At 64.9% G+C, this 16081-nt stretch carries 13 protein-coding genes; 4 read left to right on the forward strand and 9 right to left on the reverse strand.

Features of this window, described 5'->3' with window-relative positions; genetic code table 11:
* Nucleotides 1-41: 41 nt before the first annotated feature.
* Nucleotides 42-1403 carry an 8-oxoguanine deaminase gene (locus tag DUGA2_RS27420; RefSeq protein WP_070272568.1) on the forward strand — a complete coding sequence of 454 codons (1362 nt, stop codon included), beginning with the start codon at nucleotides 42-44 and terminating at the stop codon, nucleotides 1401-1403.
* Here DUGA2_RS27420 and DUGA2_RS27425 read toward each other — a convergent pair.
* From DUGA2_RS27425 to DUGA2_RS27435, 3 genes are all read right to left on the reverse strand, one after another.
* A complete protein-coding gene (locus DUGA2_RS27425; protein WP_070272569.1) occupies nucleotides 1379-2080 on the reverse strand; it encodes a hypothetical protein in 702 nt (233 codons plus the stop codon). The two genes, DUGA2_RS27420 and DUGA2_RS27425, sit on opposite strands and share 25 nt — an antisense overlap.
* Nucleotides 2080-3006: a family 43 glycosylhydrolase gene (locus DUGA2_RS27430; protein WP_070272570.1), complete on the reverse strand. Its 927-nt coding sequence runs from the start codon at nucleotides 3004-3006 to the stop codon at nucleotides 2080-2082. Before DUGA2_RS27430 ends, DUGA2_RS27425 begins: the two co-directional genes overlap by 1 nt.
* A gap of 114 nt (nucleotides 3007-3120) precedes the next feature.
* Nucleotides 3121-3807, reverse strand: a complete 687-nt coding sequence (locus DUGA2_RS27435) for a GntR family transcriptional regulator (protein WP_070272579.1) — start codon at nucleotides 3805-3807, stop codon at nucleotides 3121-3123.
* A gap of 252 nt (nucleotides 3808-4059) precedes the next feature.
* Here DUGA2_RS27435 and DUGA2_RS27440 point away from each other — a divergent pair, with 252 nt between their 5' ends.
* Nucleotides 4060-5907 carry a carbohydrate-binding module family 20 domain-containing protein gene (locus tag DUGA2_RS27440; protein WP_070272571.1) on the forward strand — a complete coding sequence of 616 codons (1848 nt, stop codon included), beginning with the start codon at nucleotides 4060-4062 and terminating at the stop codon, nucleotides 5905-5907.
* On the opposite strand, the gene DUGA2_RS27445 is transcribed toward DUGA2_RS27440, so the two are convergent.
* From DUGA2_RS27445 to DUGA2_RS27455, 3 genes are read right to left on the reverse strand one after another with little or no spacing between them, the layout of a single operon-like run.
* Entirely contained in the window at nucleotides 5904-6233 is a 330-nt protein-coding gene (locus DUGA2_RS27445; RefSeq protein WP_070272572.1) for a DUF2288 domain-containing protein, read from the reverse strand. The two genes, DUGA2_RS27440 and DUGA2_RS27445, sit on opposite strands and share 4 nt — an antisense overlap.
* A 3-nt stretch (nucleotides 6234-6236) precedes the next feature.
* Entirely contained in the window at nucleotides 6237-6926 is a 690-nt protein-coding gene (locus DUGA2_RS27450; protein ID WP_070272573.1) for an RES family NAD+ phosphorylase, read from the reverse strand.
* Nucleotides 6927-7364 carry an antitoxin Xre/MbcA/ParS toxin-binding domain-containing protein gene (locus DUGA2_RS27455; RefSeq protein ID WP_070272574.1) on the reverse strand — a complete coding sequence of 146 codons (438 nt, stop codon included), beginning with the start codon at nucleotides 7362-7364 and terminating at the stop codon, nucleotides 6927-6929.
* A 104-nt stretch (nucleotides 7365-7468) separates the two neighbouring features.
* Between DUGA2_RS27455 and DUGA2_RS27460 the strand changes: the two genes are divergently transcribed.
* Entirely contained in the window at nucleotides 7469-7915 is a 447-nt protein-coding gene (locus DUGA2_RS27460) for a DUF4440 domain-containing protein (protein ID WP_070272575.1), read from the forward strand.
* Nucleotides 7916-7921: 6 nt separating this feature from the next.
* On the opposite strand, the gene DUGA2_RS27465 is transcribed toward DUGA2_RS27460, so the two are convergent.
* The 3 genes from DUGA2_RS27465 to DUGA2_RS27475 form a co-directional block, all read right to left on the reverse strand.
* The gene (locus DUGA2_RS27465) at nucleotides 7922-8461 is read right to left on the reverse strand and encodes an LptA/OstA family protein (RefSeq protein WP_083296498.1); all 540 of its coding nucleotides are present in this window, start codon (nucleotides 8459-8461) and stop codon (nucleotides 7922-7924) included.
* 120 nt (nucleotides 8462-8581) lie between these two features.
* The gene (recJ, locus tag DUGA2_RS27470) at nucleotides 8582-10276 is read right to left on the reverse strand and encodes a single-stranded-DNA-specific exonuclease RecJ (protein WP_070272577.1); all 1695 of its coding nucleotides are present in this window, start codon (nucleotides 10274-10276) and stop codon (nucleotides 8582-8584) included.
* Nucleotide 10277: 1 nt separating this feature from the next.
* Nucleotides 10278-11327, reverse strand: coding sequence for a hypothetical protein (locus DUGA2_RS27475; RefSeq protein WP_070272580.1), 1050 nt, complete (start codon nucleotides 11325-11327; stop codon nucleotides 10278-10280).
* A 310-nt stretch (nucleotides 11328-11637) separates the two neighbouring features.
* Here DUGA2_RS27475 and DUGA2_RS27480 point away from each other — a divergent pair.
* The coding region (locus DUGA2_RS27480) for an SdrD B-like domain-containing protein (RefSeq protein ID WP_210402602.1) at nucleotides 11638-16081 on the forward strand (4444 nt) is incomplete at its 3' end.

Consider the following 16081-nt stretch of genomic DNA (forward strand, 5'->3'; position numbering starts at 1 on the left):
CCCGCGCATTGTTTCCGCAGTGTTTAACCATCATAGAAATTATGACTAAAACCCTACTGATCAAGAATGCGCGCGTGCTGGTGACGATGGACGACGAGCGCCGTGAAATCGCCGATGGCGCCGTCTACATCCGGGACAACGTGATCGAACAGGTCGGCCGCAGCGCCGATCTGCCGCAGCAGGCGGACGAGATCATCGACGCCGCCAACCATGTGGTGATGCCCGGCCTGGTCAACACGCACCACCATATGTACCAGAGCCTGACGCGTGTGATCCCCGCCGCGCAGAACGGCGAGTTGTTCAACTGGCTCACGAACTTGTATCCAATCTGGGCCAACCTTACGCCCGAGATGGTCAACGTATCGACGCTGGCGGCGATGTCGGAGCTGATCCTGTCCGGCTGTACCACCAGCAGCGACCATCTGTACATCTACCCCAACGGCTGCAAGCTGGATGACAGTATCGAGGCGGCCGGCAAGATCGGCATGCGCTTCCATGCGGCGCGCGGCTCGATGAGTGTCGGACAGTCCAAGGGCGGCTTGCCGCCGGACCGTGTGGTGGAGGAGGAGGGGGCGATTCTCAAGGATACCCAGCGCCTGATCGAGACCTATCACGACGCAGGCCGCTATGCGATGCAGCGCATCGTGGTGGCGCCTTGCTCGCCGTTCTCGGTGTCCCGCGATTTGATGAAGGAAGCGGCGACGATGGCGCGCAGCTTCGGCGTATCGCTGCACACGCACCTGGCGGAGAACGCGAACGACATCGCCTACAGCCGCGAAAAATTCAATATGACGCCCGCAGAATACGCCGAGGACTGCGGCTGGGTGGGGCATGACGTCTGGCACGCGCACTGCGTGCAACTGGACGACGATGGCATCTACATGTTCGGCCGCACCGGCACGGGCATTGCGCACTGCCCGTGTTCGAATATGCGGCTGGCATCCGGCATTGCGCCGATACGCAAGATGATCGACAGCGGCGTGCCTGTGGGCCTGGGCGTGGATGGTTGCGCCTCCAACGATTCGGGCCACATGATGGGCGAAGTGCGGCAGGCGATGCTGCTTCAGCGCGTGGGCTTCGGCCCGGATGCGATGACGGCGCGGCAGGCGTTGGAGATGGCGACGCTCGGCGGCGCCAAGGTATTGAACCGCGACGATATCGGCGCGCTCAAGCCGGGCATGGCGGCGGATATCGTGATGTTCAAGCTAGATACGATAGGTTTCGCCGGCGCGCTGCACGATCCGGTTGCGGCGCTGGTGTTCTGTACCCCGCCGAACGTCTCGTACAGCGTCATCAACGGCAAGGTGGTGGTGCGTGACGGTGTGCTGGGCACGATCGATCTGCCTGTGGTGATCGAGCGGCACAACGCGCTGGCGCATCAATTGGCTTTGGCTGCCCGCTGATAACTGGCGATGGCCTGGCCCAGGGCCTGCTGCATGTGCTGCTCGTGGGCCGCCTGGTCTTCCGGCGCAACGCCTGCGGTGGCGGGCGCCTGGCCTTCACTGCGTAGGCGCCATTCGTCCAGCGCCTGTCCAAGATAGGCGTCTTCGTTGCCGAACCATTCCAGTGCGATGCGCTCGCCGAGCATGCGGATGCGCAGCTGCCGGCGTTGCTGCTGCCAGCTGATGATGCGGTTCAGGTCTTGCGATGCGGGGTCGGCGGAGGTGAAGTGCTGTGCTGCCAGCAGTTCGTCGTGCGCGGCCAGGTAGCGTTGATAGCGGGCGGCGATCTGGATCGCTTCGTTGGCCGCGCCGGCTGGCAGTGCGCGGCGCAGGTAGGCTTCAAGCTCGGCTTCGCTGCGGTTGAGTAGAAAACTGTCCATCAACTGATGCAGCGCGAAGTCTGCGATGAGTTCTTGTTTGTCGGTGAGCGAGAGGTCGGGCGCGATGGCGGCTGCTGCGGGATAGGCTGCGGCGCTCGCGGTGGCGCGGACGGCCTGGCTTCCGGCTGGCTGCCCGGCGGGCGCAGGGCCGGTCTTGGGCGTCGGCGTCGGCGCGGGTGCGTTTTCGGCATGCCGTGCCCACACCGTGAGCAGGGCCGCCGCCAACATCACCGCCGCGAGTGCTGCAGCTGCCTTCATCAATACGTCGGCCAGCCGCCGCTGAAGGCCAGGTCGTTGATGAACAGGACGCCGTTGTAGCCGTTCTGGCTATCCAGCTCATGCCGCACCATCACGCCATTCGCCACCGACTCCCCGCCCGGCGCGATGAAGCGTCCACCGCCCGCATCCAGCGTGGTGCCGCCGCCATTGAGCATGTCGACCCCGTTCTTGTCCAGGTAAGGCCCGGTCACGCTGGTCGAGCGGCCATACGAAATGTGGTAGGTGCTGTTCGCGCCATCGCAGCACTTGCCCTTGGAAACAAACAGGTAGTAGTACGAGCCGTTGCTCATGATGAAGGAGTTCTCGATGCCCGTGCTGTCGGCGGCCAGGTGGTACCAGCTGCCGGTGGGCTTGAGCGTGTTCGCATCGACCCGCGTGGTGTAGATCCCGGTCCAGAACGAGCCGAAGGACAGCCACGGCTGGCCTGCCTTATCGACGAAGAAGTTGGGATCGATGGCGTTGTAGTTGTTGCCCGGCGCGGACGTCAGCACCGCGCCTTTGTCGGTCCAGTTGCCCGCTGCGATGCTGCTGGCCGTGGCCAGGCCGATGGCCGATTTTTGCGAGCCGAACGTGGACACCGCGTAGTACAAGATCGCCTTGCCGTTCCAGACGTGGATGTCCGGCGCCCACACCACCTTGGAGTTGTTGTTGTACTGGCCCCACCACGACAGGCCGCTGCCGAAGATGCTTACGCCCTGCGTCCATGCGTGGCCGTCAGGCGAGTACTTCACGCCGATGCCGGTGTCGCTGGTCTCGGTGATCCACCAGGTACTGTTTTCCTTGTAGACGCTGGGGTCGTGCGTGATGAGAGAGCCGGTGAGCGTCCAGGTGGACGCCTGTGCGCCTGCGGCGCAGAAGGCGATAGCTGTCGCCGCCGCCCATTGCTTGAGTAGCTGTTTAGTCATTTGTCGTCTCGCGTTATAGGTTTTGTGTCTGCCGATGCAGGATTTCATGCTGCGACAGGCGCGAGGACGCGTCCAATGAATTTTTATCGGGGACTGATACCGCGATCCGTATCGCTACATCAGCAGCGCGGAGACCAGGTCTTTCTTCGCCGGGCTGGCGTTGACGTCGAAATTGAGTGCTGCTTCCACGTGGCTCAGGTGGTGCAGCATCAGCTCCGCCGCCTTGTCCGCATCGCCCGAGCGGGCGGCGGCCAGGAAGGCTGCATGTTCGTCGGAGGAGCAGGCGGCGTCGCGCTCCGACTGATACAGCATGGTGATCAGCGAGCTGCGGCCCACCAGTTCGCGCACGATCTCCTTCAGCACCTGGTTGCCCACCACGTCCGCCAGCAGCACGTGGAAGTCGCCCAGCAACTGCTGGCGCATCTTCGACGGCACTTGCGACAGCGCGTTGCGTTCCTCCTTCAGGTGCTTCTCCAGCATTTTGTAATCGGCCGCCTTGGCCTTGGCGGTGAACTCGCGCGCCAGCGCCGCTTCGATGATGCGGCGCGCGGCGAAGATCTCACGCGACTCCTGCTCGCTGGGCTGGCTGACTACGGCGCCCTTGTCGGGAACCATGTTGATCAACTTGTCCTTCGACAGTATCAGCAACGCGGCGCGGATCTTGGTGCGGCTGACCGAATACAGGCGGCACAGCGCTTCTTCGCGTAATTTGGTCCCTGGCGGCAGCTTGCGCGCCGCGATGGCTTCGGCGAGGTTGTTGGCGATATCGTTGGCGCTTTCGGCGGGGAGTGTGCTGGACATGAAGTGGCTGTTGGTATCGTAGTGTCGTTTTTTCGTCCCATGATACATCGGCTGCATGGGATTGACTATGTGGCAGTATTCCCTGCGTAATCGCATTACATATGTGTCGGACGATGGTTTTGTGGAAGCGATTCCCGTAGCTAATTGTGAAAACGATAGCGATTTCCGCTTGTTGTTTACTGTAGTTCTGCTACATTTTATCCGGGCTGCAGCATTTCCCAAAATACAAAATATAACGACACGGAGATAAAAATGATGAAAACCTTACTGGCCGCCGGCCTGCTGGGCGGTTGCGCCCTCGCGCCTGCGCATGCCGCATTCAACGCCGCCGACACCTCGGTGCAGATGTTCCGCTGGAAGTGGAACGACATCGCCAAGGAATGCACCAACTGGCTCGGGCCGCAGGGCTTTGGCGCGGTGCAGGTGTCGCCGCCGCAGGCCTCGGCCAGCCTGGGGGCATGGTGGGACGTGTATCAGCCGGTGAACTTCGCTTCGCTGAAGAGCAATATGGGCACCGAAGCCGAGTTCCAGGCCATGATCAACACCTGCCACACCGCCAAGGTGCGCGTGTATGCGGACGTGGTGGTCAACCATCTGGCGGCCGGTTCCGGCACCGCCACCGACGGCTCGACATGGAATTCGACTACGCTGGCCTATCCCTTCTTCAGCGCCAGCGATTTCCATCCCGCTTGCGACATCGCCGGCGGCGACTACGGCTCGCCGGGCAACCGCTATAACGTGATGTTCTGCCGCCTGAGCGGCCTGCCGGACCTGAAGACCGACGGCGCCTACGTGCAAGGCCAGGTCAAGACCTACCTGGGCAAATTGATCAACATGGGCGTGGACGGCTTGCGCTTCGACGCCGCCAAGCATATGCAGCCTGGCGACCTGCAGGCGATCATGAGCGGCGTGACGCACACCACCAAGGCCGGCGAGGCGCTGTGGATCACGCAGGAGGTGATCCCGGACAGTAACGTGGTGCGCTCCGACTACTACAGCGTCGGAACGTTGAACGAATTCCAGTACACCTTCGCCATCAAGGCCATGTTCCGCAACGAGAACGGCGCCAGCCTGTCGCAGGTGCGCGCCATCATGGGCACGCCGGGCAACTGGGGCGGCACCTGGGGCTTCGTGCCGAGCGAGAAGGCGACCGTCTTCGTCAACAACTGGGACACGGAACGCAACGGCAGCTCACTGGTGGCCAGCAATTACGTCTCCGGTTCCACCAACGATACGCAGGGCACCAAGCGCTACGACCTGGCCAACATCTTCATGCTGGCCTGGCCTTACGGTTCGGCGCAACTGCACTCGGGCTTCCGCTTCACCAGTTTCGACCAGGCCCCGCCGAGCGCCAGCCCGTTCGACGCCAGCGGCAATCCGCTGATCAACCAGCAATGGGACTTCATCCATCGCTGGAGCGACATCTCGAACATGGTCGCGTTCCGCGCGGCGACGTCGGGGCAGGGCGTGGACTACTTCACCAACGGCACCGCCAACCAGATCGCTTTCGGTCGCGGCGCCAAGGGCTTCGTGGCGATCAACAATGAGTACGCGGCGTGGAACGCCTCGCTGCAAACGCTGCTGCCTGCCGGGACTTACTGCAATGTGGTGCACGGCCAGCTGAATGCGGCCGGCACGGCCTGCACCAGCGACAGTGTCACCGTCGGCAGCAATGGCGTCATCAGCGTGAGCATACCGGCCAATGGCGGCGCGACCGTGCCTGCGGTGGCGCTGCACATCAACCAGAAGATCGGCGGCGGTGGCGGCGGCAGCTGCACCACGGTGCCTGTCACCTTCCGCGTGGCGAACGCGAATACGGTGGTGGGGCAGAACGTCTACGTGGTGGGCAACCGCGCGGAACTGGGCAACTGGGTGCAGGGCACCAGCGATCAGCTGAACATCGAAGGCAGCGGCGCCAACGTGCCGTGGTCGCGCACCTTCCAGCTGCCGCCGTCGACGGCGATCCAGTACAAGTTCATGAAGTACGGCGTGAGCACCGTGTGGGAGAGTAACCAGTCCACCGCCAGCGGCAATCGCGAAGCGACCACGCCGGCTTGCGGCGGATCGCTCACGCTCGACGCGGGCAGCTTCAAGTTTTAATGCACGCTGGCTGGAACAGCCTTTTCCTGCTGGACGAGGATGAAGGGGCTGACGACGACTGCCCACAGTTCGGCGTTGGTCTCCAGCCATTTCGCCGCCTGCTCGTCGCTGACTTTGGCGAGCAGGCCGGCGTTCATCCACCGGCCGATGTTGGCCTTGTCGTCGTGCGAGATGCGCACGGCCACATCGACCAGGTCCAGCGAATCGGCGATCCACACCACATTGCCGGCGGCGAAATGCTTGAGCAGTTCGGTCCACGGCAGGCGCGCGGTTTCGCGGTTCACTTTGAGGCGCAGGTCGGTGTCGTTTTCAGGTTTGGTTTGCATGATTCAGATAATTTCGATGATCGGTTGCGGGCTGCCCCGCCATGTTAACCGATAGGCCGCGCCTTTGCGAACATTGCCCACCAGCGCAGGCCGGAAGCAGGCCAGGTTGATGCCGCCCGCCAGCCGCACGCTCGGGTAGATGATGCCCAGCGAGCCGCCTTCCAGCAGGCGCTCGGCCAGGATCTGCGATTCGATGTAGCTGTCCGGCGCCAGGCAGCCCAGGTAGCGCGGCTGGCCGCGCAGGTCGTGGAACTGGGCCGTGAAGTCGGCCAGCATGGTCTGGTACTGGACGCTGTCGTCGAAGCGGTTGATCTCGGCGTATTCGACGGTCTTGTGGAAGGTGATTTCGGCCAGCGCGGTTTCGGCGTTGAAGGCGCAGTACCACGCGCCGCGGTCGCCGCCGTTGAAGCGGCTGCCTTCAGGGCGGGCGTAGGTATAGGCCGCGTTCACGATGCGGAAGTTCGGCACGCCGAACACCAGTTCATCCATCGTGATGCCGGGGGCGCCGCCGTTCTGCGCCTGCAGGCGCGCGTTGGTGGCGTTATCCAGTTCGAACAGGTCGCGCAGATCCTGGTCGTTGTCGGCCAGCGGTGCCAGTACCGAGTCTTCCATGTCGGCGAAGCGCGATGGCAGCAGGCGGCAGGTGTCGAACTGGCGCAGCGGGGTGAGGGGCGGAATCAGGCTGACCGGCACTTACAGTCCTCCGCGGCGGGCGTCCAGCAATTGGCGGACGGTCTGCATGGCGGGCAAGCCGCCGGCGGCGATGTAGGTCAGCGGTGTGCGGCCGCCGAAGATGATGTTGGTGTTGGCGAGCCCCATCCATTCGTCGGCGAGCTTGTCGCCGTAGAGGATGTGCAGTGCCTTGTAGATGCCCAGCAGGTAGGAGATGCGGGTGATGCAGTCCACCTCCAGCGTGCGCTCCGGGTTCTTTTTCCATTCGTAGTAGGCGCTGCTGGAGATGCCGCCCAACAGTTCGCGGGCGTCGTCGTCGCGCAGTTTCCAGGCGGCGGCCAGCTTGAAAAAGCCCTTCAGGGCCGCCTTCGAGAGCCGCTCGCGCTCGGCCTTGGCGTTCAGGTCGATCAGTACGGTTGGTTCGAAGCGGCTACGTGGGTAGGCGTAGGTCAGATTCATAAATCCTCCGTTGATGGAGTAGTTATACTCCTTTTTAGGATGGATAGCAACCGAGTATCAACTGGATTAATATCGTCTTGTCTATAAAACAGGGGAGGTCGGCTATGAAATGGGCAAATTGGGCGCTGCTGGGGATATTGACGATGGCCGCCGCCGCCGCTGGCGCCGTGCCGGCATTTACGGGTGTGCAGGAGCAGGTGGCCAGCGTCGAGCGGGCTTTCGCGGCGACCATGAAGGCGAGGGATCATGCGGCTTTCGTGGCGTTTCTGTCCGATGAGGCGGTGTTCAGCGGCGGCACCCAGCCTTTGCGCGGCAAGAAGGCCGTGGCGGACGAGTGGAAGAAGTTCTTCGCCAAGCCGGATGCGCCATTTTCCTGGGAGCCGGACGAGGTCGAAGTGCTGGCCTCCGGTACGCTGGCCAAGACCTCGGGGCCGGTGCATGGCCCGGACGGCAAACTGATCGCGCGATTCAGCTCGGTCTGGCGGCTGGAGGCGCCCAACACCTGGCGCATCGTGTTCGACGGGGGTGTCGAGGTGTGCGGAAATAAATGAGCGCGCCTATTCTTTTAGCGGGTCGGCCTTGGGCATCAGGATTAACATGGCGCGCACTTTCTTGGCGCCTGCCGTATCGCCAGTGCTCTTCACGACTATCTGTTCGGTTTTGGCGTCGTAGGTAATTTTTGCGCCTGTCGCTTCACCGGTGACGCTGCCGTTCTCGATGATGCGGACTTTTGCGTTGTCATCGATTGTGAGCAGATCGTCTTTCTCGCGGTACGCGATACTTTTGCCTTCGCCGTTCACCCATTTGTCATTCGCAGAATCCTGCTTTTGCTTGAATTTGGCGACATTGTCTTTCAGCGAAGTGACGGTGTAGAGGTAGTCGCCCTCCGGCGACTGAGCTGCCGTCAGATAATCGGACGAAATGAGCAGGCTGCCTTTAGATGCCTCGACATTGTCGTTGAATTTGCTGACTCCCTTGATGGTGTCGTAATGCATCTCGCCGTCATAGGAAATAACGGTTTTCTGAAACCTGTCGGCTCGCTCCGCCGAGGCGAGCATCGGAAGTGAAAGCGCCAGCGCAGCAAGCAGAAGTCTCATCAAGGTTCCTCTCAAAAGATAGCGCGCACATTAGCAGACTACTTCCACCGAATGTGCGTTTATCCCTGGCTAACGAGGGCGCACTGGTTTGCAGTACCAAACGTCTTGTGCCGCGCGACTTTATGCCGGCTCGGCATGCTCCACCATCAGCTGCACCTTGGTGACGCCGTTGTATTCGTTGGCGTCGAGGCGGAAGGCGACCTTGGCGCGCTCGCCCAGCGAGTCGACGTGGCCGAACCAGATGGCGTCATAGCGGGCGCCGTTCTTTTCCAGCAGCAGCTTGAGATGGCGCTCCTTCAGGATGCGCTGGCTCACCACGCGGAACTCGTCGCAGAACACCGGCGGCGCGAAACCCTGGCCCCACACCTGGCCGTCCATCAGGTCGATGAAGGCGGTGGTGTAGTAGGCGTCTTCCAGCGGGCCGTCGGTTTCGATCACGCGCTCCAGCTGCTGCTTGCTCAGCCACGCGCGGCCCACTTCCTCGAAGGCGGCGGCGAAGGCGTCGAAGGCGTCGGCGCGCAGCGTCAGGCCTGCGGCCATCGCGTGGCCGCCGAATTTGTCGATCAGCGACGGCGCCTTCTTGTACACCAGGTCCAGCGCGTCGCGCAGGTGGAAGCCGGGGATGGAGCGCCCGGAACCCTTGATCCAGCCGTCGGCGCCGGGCGCGAAGGTGATCGTCGGGCGGAAGAACTTCTCCTTCAGGCGCGAGGCGACGATGCCGATCACGCCCTGGTGCCACGATTCGTCGAACACGCAGATGGTGCTGCTGTTGGCCGGCTCGTACGCGTCCAGGTGCAGCAAGGCCGCATCCTGCATCTCGGCTTCGATCTCGCGGCGCTTCAGGTTGATCTCGTTGAGCTGCTGCGCCAGCTGCCATGCGCGGCCTTCGTCGTCGGTGATCAGGCATTCGATCCCCAGCGACATGTCCTCCAGCCGCCCGGCCGCGTTCAGGCGCGGGCCCAGCGCGAAACCGAGGTCGAAGGGATTGGCGTTGCGCGGCTCGCGGCCCGCCACGCGGAACAGCGCGGCCACGCCGGCGTGCATGCGGCCTGCGCGCATGCGCTTCAGGCCCTGCGCCACCAGGATGCGGTTGTTCGGATCGAGCCGCACCACGTCCGCCACCGTGCCCAGCGCCACCAGGTCGAGCAGGTTGTCCAGCTTGGGCTGGGTCTGGGCGTCGAACACGCCGCGCTTGCGCAGCTCCGCGCGCAAGGCCAGCAGCACGTAGAACACCACGCCGACGCCGGCGATATGCTTGCTCGGGAAGCCGCACTCCGGCTGGTTCGGATTGACGATCACGCGCGCGGCCGGCAGCGTATCGGACGGCAGGTGGTGGTCGGTGACGACCACTTCGATGCCGCGCCGGTTGGCCTCGGCCACGCCGTCGATGCTGGCGATGCCGTTGTCGACGGTGATGATGATGTCCGGCTGCTTCTCGCGCGCCGTCAGTTCGACGATCTCCGGCGTCAGGCCGTAGCCGTACTCGAAGCGGTTCGGCACGATGAAGTCGATGTTGGCGCCCATCGCCCGCAGGCCGCGCAGCGCGACCGCGCAGGCGGTGGCGCCGTCGCAGTCGTAGTCGGCCACGATCACCATGCGTTTGGCGGCGGCGATGGAGTCGGCCAGGAACACGGCGGCGGCGTCGATGTGCAGCAGGCCCGAAGGCGGGATCATCGACGCGAGCTCGCTCGACAGCTCTTTCACGTCGGTCAGGCCGCGCGATGCGTACAAGCGCGCCAGCACGGGGTGGATGCCGCCCTGGCGCAGCATTTCGGATTCACGGAACGGGCAGGGACGGATGGCGATACGGGTCATGTCAGGCTTGCTTCATCAAGAGGTTCAGGTTCGGCTTGCGCCAGAATTTGCGCAGCGCCAGTTTGCTGGTGCTGACGTTGGTCCAGCCGTTGCGGTGGCTGAGCACCAGCGTGACGCGGCCGATGCGTCCATCCTGCAAGGCCGCCAGCAGCGGCGCCAGCCACTCCTGCTCGATGCGCTGCATGCGCGCGATCCAGTCGGCCCAGTCGCCGGTCTGCGCCGACGGGATCAGCTCCGCCAGCATCACCGTGCCCGGCGCGGCGATCAGTTGCGCGGCGGTCGGTTGGCGCAGCGCCGGCACGGCCAGCGCTTCCATCCATGCCGGGCCGCCGGCGATCGCCAGCGGCTGTGGGGAGGCGGCCAGCGGACCGGCGCCGCCCCACATCCAGAACGCATTCACCGCCTGCAGGCCGCGCGCCTGGCGCGCTTCGTTGACCGGGTGCTCGTGCCACTGCATCTGGATTTCGTTTTGCAGCTTGCGGTAGGCGCGTGCGTGTTCGCCCTCGGGCATCCAGTCGCTGAGGTTTTGCGTGGCCGCGGCGTCGGGCGAGGCGGTGGCCAGGCCGGACCAGTCGTCGGCCCGCGCAAACCACAGGCCCGGGGCCGCATGCAGCAGCGTCTTGCCCTGTTCCTCGAAGCAGGGGCGGGCCAGCTCGTACAGCGCGCGCGATTCCGCCTCGTCCAGGTGCAGGGCGCGCGGATCGGACAGCAGCAGGTGGGTGCGCGACAGCTGGATATGCGCCGGCTGGACGATGAACCAGTGCCCCGGTCCGGCGTCCGCCTCCGCCTGCAAGCCGCAGCCCCGCATGACGGCGGTGGACAGCGGCGCGGCGGTGTCCGGCCGGTCGGGCGCGGACGCCAGCCCCAGCGCGTGCGCCAGCCAGGCTTCGTGCGGCAGCACCCGGCTGTCGTTGTCGTATTGGTTGTAGTTGAAATGAGTGTAGCGGGACAACAACGTCGCCAGCGACGGGGTCTTCAGCGCGCGCAACAGGTCGGTCGCCATCTCCGGCGGAGGCAGGGCGTAAGGCAGTGCAAGGGTAATTTCGGTCATGGCGAGATTGTAGGGCATAGCGGCCGACGGCGGGATATTGCTGTACGGAACGTTAAAATGACGAAAAGAATCATTCAAGTAAAAAATATTAATTGTTTTTGGAAAAATTTAGCTATAATTGCGACAACTAACATGTATTGACAGCATCACTTCAGCCCGGTGACGCCAGTTGTTCAGCATTTCCCTGCCGCCTTTGACCCCACCCCCGTCAGCAGCCGCGCCGGTCAGTAATCCACTCCAAAACGATTTTTTGAAGGCCCATAAGAATGATTAAGTTCAAATATAGCGGTGTGTCGGCAGAGGTGACGAAATGAGTACTATTTCCGTCAATACCACGGTCCACGTGTGCGAAGACACCAACGCGACCTTTGATATGCGCGACGTGCTGGCTGCGGCCGGCGTCACCACTAGCGTAGGCCTGAACATCAGCACCATGGTGGTGAAGCTGCCGGACGGCACCACCTCCAGCGTGAACACCCCGCTGTTCGGCCGCGTCGACGCGGACACCGTCTATGTGCACCCGGGCGACTGGAAGCCGAACTACAACGGCCAGTTCGCCACCATCGAATTCATCGTCCAGCAGGGCGACGCCGGTCCACGCATCACGCTGAGCATGCTGGTGGTGGTCGATCCCGTCAACGACGCGCCGACCGGCGCCGACAAGGTGTTCGCGCTGAATAACGGCGCGGCGGTCACGCTGGCGCAGAGCGACTTCGGTTTCGTCGATGCGGTCGAGCATGACGCCTTCCAGTCCGTCATCATCACCTCGCTGCCCAACGCGGGCAAGCTGATGCTCAACGGCGCCGCCGTGGCCGTCAACGCCGAGATCTCGGCCGCCGACATCGCCGCAGGCCACCTGAGCTTCGTGCCCAGCCAGACGGCTGCCGGCAGCTTCGACGTCGGCTTCAAGGTGCGCGACGCGGGCGGCCTGGTCGGCTGCGGCGCGGCCGACACCAGCGTCACGCCGAACTACCTGACCTTCAAGGTGCCGATGTCGCACCTGGGCGATTTCGTCTGGGAAGACACGAACGGCAACGGCACGCAGGACGCGGGCGAAGCCGGCCTGGCCAACGTCACCGTGCAGCTGAAGGATGTGGACGGCCACGTCGTCAAGACCACCACCACCGACGCCAGCGGCAAATACCACTTCGACATCGACCCGGGCACTTACTCGGTGTCCGTGCAGGCGCCGGCCGGCTACGCGGCCACCGTCAAGGGCCAGGGCGGCGACGCCGTCGACAGCGACATCGATGCCAGCGGCAACACCGCCGCCATCACGCTGACCCCGGGCGAGACCAACAACAAGGCCGACGCCGGCCTGGTGCGCCTGGCTTCGCTGGGCGACACCGTCTGGTACGACAGCAACCGCGACGGCGTGCAAAACAACGGCGAAGCCGGCGTGGCCGGCGTCAAGGTCACGCTGCTGGACGCGGCCGGCCATCCGGCCGGCGCCACCGTCACCACCGACGCCAGCGGCCACTACCAGTTCAGCGGCCTGCAGCCGGGCAGCTACAGCGTACAGTTCGACAAGACCACCTTGCCGGCCAACTACCTGTTCACCGCGCAAAACCAGGGCGGCGACGCTGCCAAGGATTCCGACGCCGACGCCGCCACCGGCCAGACTGCGCAAGTGACGCTGGCTTCGGGCGACAGCTACCAGCACCTGGATGCGGGCATCGTCATCAAGCAAGCCACCGTGGGCGACCGCGTGTGGGAAGACAGCAACGGCAACGGCGTGCAGGACAGCGGCGAGCTGGGCCTGGACGGCGTCAAGGTCGACCTGAAGGACGCCGGCGGCCACGTGGTCAGCAGCGTCACCACCCATGACGGCGGCCAGTACAGCTTCACCGTCGATCCTGGCACGTACTCGGTGTCCGTCACCGCGCCGGCCGGCTTCGTGGCCACCGGCCAGGGCGCCGGCGGCAATGCCGTCGACAGCGACATCGATGCCGGCGGCAACACCGCAGCGATCACGCTGACCCCGGGCCAGAACAACGCCGACGTCGACGCCGGCTTCTACCGTCCGGCCACGCTGGGCGACAAGGTCTGGTACGACGCCAACCGCGACGGCGTGCAGGACGCGGGTGAAGCCGGCGTGGCCGGCGTCAAGGTCGTGCTGCTGGACGCCAGCGGCAATCCGACCGGCGCCACCGCCACCACCGACGCCAACGGCAACTACAGCTTCAACGACCTGAAGCCTGGCACCTACAGCGTGCAGTTCGACAAGGCCACCTTGCCTGCGAACTATGTGTTCACCAGCGCCGGCCAGGGCGGCAACGGCGCCACCGATTCGGACGCCAACGTCAACACCGGCAAAACCGGCCAGGTCACGCTCAATTCGGGCGACCACGGCCAGGACCTGGACGCCGGCATCGTCGTGGTGCAAGCCACGCTGGGCGACCGCGTGTGGGAAGACAAGAACGGCAACGGCGTGCAGGACGCGGGCGAGCAGGGCGTGGACGGCGTGGTCGTCTCGCTCAAGGCGGCCGACGGCCACGTGGTCAGCACCGTCACCACCCATGACGGCGGCCAGTACGGCTTCACCGTCGACCCAGGCACCTACAGCGTATCGGTGGCGACGCCTGCGGGCTTCGTCTTCACCGGCGCGGGCAAGGGCGGCAATGGCGCGCTGGACAGCGATGTCGGCGCCGATGGCAACAGTGCCAGCGTCACGCTGGTCTCCGGCCAGAACAACGCGGACCTCGACGCCGGCGTGTACCGCCCGGCTTCGCTGAGCGAAATCGTGTGGATCGACGCCAACCGCGACGGCCGCCTGAACAATGGCGAAGCCGGCGCGGCGGGCGTCAAGGTCACGCTGCTCGACAGCAGCGGCAACCCGGTTGCCGGCGCCGTCGCCACCACCGACGCCAACGGCCACTACCAGTTCGACGGCCTGGCGCCCGGCAGCTACAGCGTGCAGTTCGATAAGTCCAGCCTGCCTGCCGGCTACGACTTCACCACCGCCGCGCAAGGCGGCCCTGGCGGCGCCGGTTCCGACGCCGACACCGGCACCGGCAAGACCGCGCAAGTCACGCTGGCCTCGGGCGACAACCTGACGCTGCGCGCCGGCCTGGTGGTGCAGCAGGCCACGCTCGGCGACCGCGTGTGGGAAGACAGCAACGCCAACGGCGTGCAGGATGCGGGCGAAGCCGGCATCGACGGCGTCAAGGTCGATCTGAAGGATAGCCTGGGCAACGTGGTCAACAGCACCATCACCCACAACGGCGGCCAGTACAGCTTCACCGTCGATCCTGGGACCTACTCGATCGCCGTCACCGCGCCGGCCGGCTACACCTCGACCGGCCAGGGCCTGGGCGGCAATAGCGCCACCGACAGCGACATCGACGCCACCGGCGCCAGCGCCGCCGTCACGCTGGCGGCCGGCCAGACCAACAACAGCATCGACGCCGGCCTGGTCAAGCTGGCAGAACTGGGCGACACCGTCTGGGTCGACGGCAACCGCAACGGCGTGCAGGACGCCAACGAAGCCGGCCGCGCCGGCGTCAAGGTCACGCTGCTGGACGCCACCGGCGCCGCAGTGGCGACCGCGACCACCGACAACGGCGGCCACTACCTGTTCAACAACCTCAAGCCGGGCACTTACAGCGTCCAGTTCGACAAGACCACCATCGGCGACGGCTACGAGTTCACCACCGCCCACGCCGGCGGCAACGGCGCGGCCGATTCCGACGCCGGCGCCAACGGTGTGACGCAGCAAGTCACGCTGGGTTCGGGCGCCGTCAACCACGACCTCGACGCAGGCATCGTGGTGACGCAAGCCACCGTGGGCGACCGCGTGTGGGAAGACAAGAACGGCAATGGCGTGCAGGATGCGGGCGAAGCGGGCATCGTCGGCGTCAAGGTCGATCTGAAAGACGAGCAGGGCAACGTCGTCAAGACCACCACCACCGGCACCGACGGCAAGTACAGCTTCACCGTCGATCCGGGCAAGTACTCGATCTCGGTGACGGCGCCTGCGGGCTACACGGCCACCGGCCAGCACGCCGGCGACGCCGCCGCCGACAGCGACACCGGTGCCAACGGCCAGAGCGACCAGTTCACGCTGACCGCCGGCCAGGCCAACAACGACATCGACGCCGGCTTCTACAAGGGCGCGACGCTGGGCGACCGCGTCTGGCTGGATGCCAACAAGAACGGCGTGCAGGACGCGGGCGAAGCCGGCGTGGCCGGCGTCAAGGTCATCCTGCTGGACGCCAGCGGCAATCCGGCCGGCGCCACCGCGACCACCGATGCCAGCGGCAACTACAGCTTCACCAACCTCAAGCCGGGCACCTACAGCGTGCAGTTCGACACCGCCTCGCTGCCGGCCAATTACGTGCTGACCAACGCCGGCCAGGGCGGCAACGGCGCGCTCGATTCCGACGCCAACACCGGCACCGGCAAGACCGGCCAAGTCACGCTGAACTCCGGCGACAACCACCACGACCTGGATGCGGGCATCGTCGCGCTGCCGGCCACCATCGGCGACCGTGTGTGGCTCGACGCCAACGGCAACGGCGTGCAGGATGCGGGCGAGCAGGGCGTGGACGACGTGGTCGTCACGCTCAAGGACAACGGCGGCCACGTGGTCAACTCTGTCACGACGCACGACGGCGGCCAGTACAGCTTCACCGTCGATCCTGGCACGTACACCGTGTCGGTGGCGCCGCCTGCGGGCTATGTCTTCACCGGCGCCGGCAAGGGTGGCAACGGCGCGCTCGACAGCGATGTCGGCAGCGACGGCAGCGTCAGCG

Source organism: Duganella sp. HH101, from assembly GCF_001758795.1.
Taxonomy (GTDB): Bacteria; Pseudomonadota; Gammaproteobacteria; order Burkholderiales; family Burkholderiaceae_D; genus Rugamonas; species Rugamonas rivuli.

Bases quoted from the DNA above. Each gene is read 5' to 3' on its own strand.
- DUGA2_RS27420 (WP_070272568.1), top strand. From the start codon at position 42: ATGACTAAAACCCTACTGATCAAGAATGCGCGCGTGCTGGTGACGATG.
- DUGA2_RS27435 (WP_070272579.1), bottom strand. From the start codon at position 3,807: ATGTCCAGCACACTCCCCGCCGAAAGCGCCAACGATATCGCCAACAAC.
- DUGA2_RS27460 (WP_070272575.1), top strand. From the start codon at position 7,469: ATGAAATGGGCAAATTGGGCGCTGCTGGGGATATTGACGATGGCCGCC.
- DUGA2_RS27445 (WP_070272572.1), bottom strand. From the start codon at position 6,233: ATGCAAACCAAACCTGAAAACGACACCGACCTGCGCCTCAAAGTGAAC.
- DUGA2_RS27455 (WP_070272574.1), bottom strand. From the start codon at position 7,364: ATGAATCTGACCTACGCCTACCCACGTAGCCGCTTCGAACCAACCGTA.
- DUGA2_RS27425 (WP_070272569.1), bottom strand. From the start codon at position 2,080: ATGAAGGCAGCTGCAGCACTCGCGGCGGTGATGTTGGCGGCGGCCCTG.
- DUGA2_RS27430 (WP_070272570.1), bottom strand. From the start codon at position 3,006: ATGACTAAACAGCTACTCAAGCAATGGGCGGCGGCGACAGCTATCGCC.
- DUGA2_RS27475 (WP_070272580.1), bottom strand. From the start codon at position 11,327: ATGACCGAAATTACCCTTGCACTGCCTTACGCCCTGCCTCCGCCGGAG.
- recJ (WP_070272577.1), bottom strand. From the start codon at position 10,276: ATGACCCGTATCGCCATCCGTCCCTGCCCGTTCCGTGAATCCGAAATG.
- DUGA2_RS27465 (WP_083296498.1), bottom strand. From the start codon at position 8,461: ATGAGACTTCTGCTTGCTGCGCTGGCGCTTTCACTTCCGATGCTCGCC.
- DUGA2_RS27440 (WP_070272571.1), top strand. From the start codon at position 4,060: ATGATGAAAACCTTACTGGCCGCCGGCCTGCTGGGCGGTTGCGCCCTC.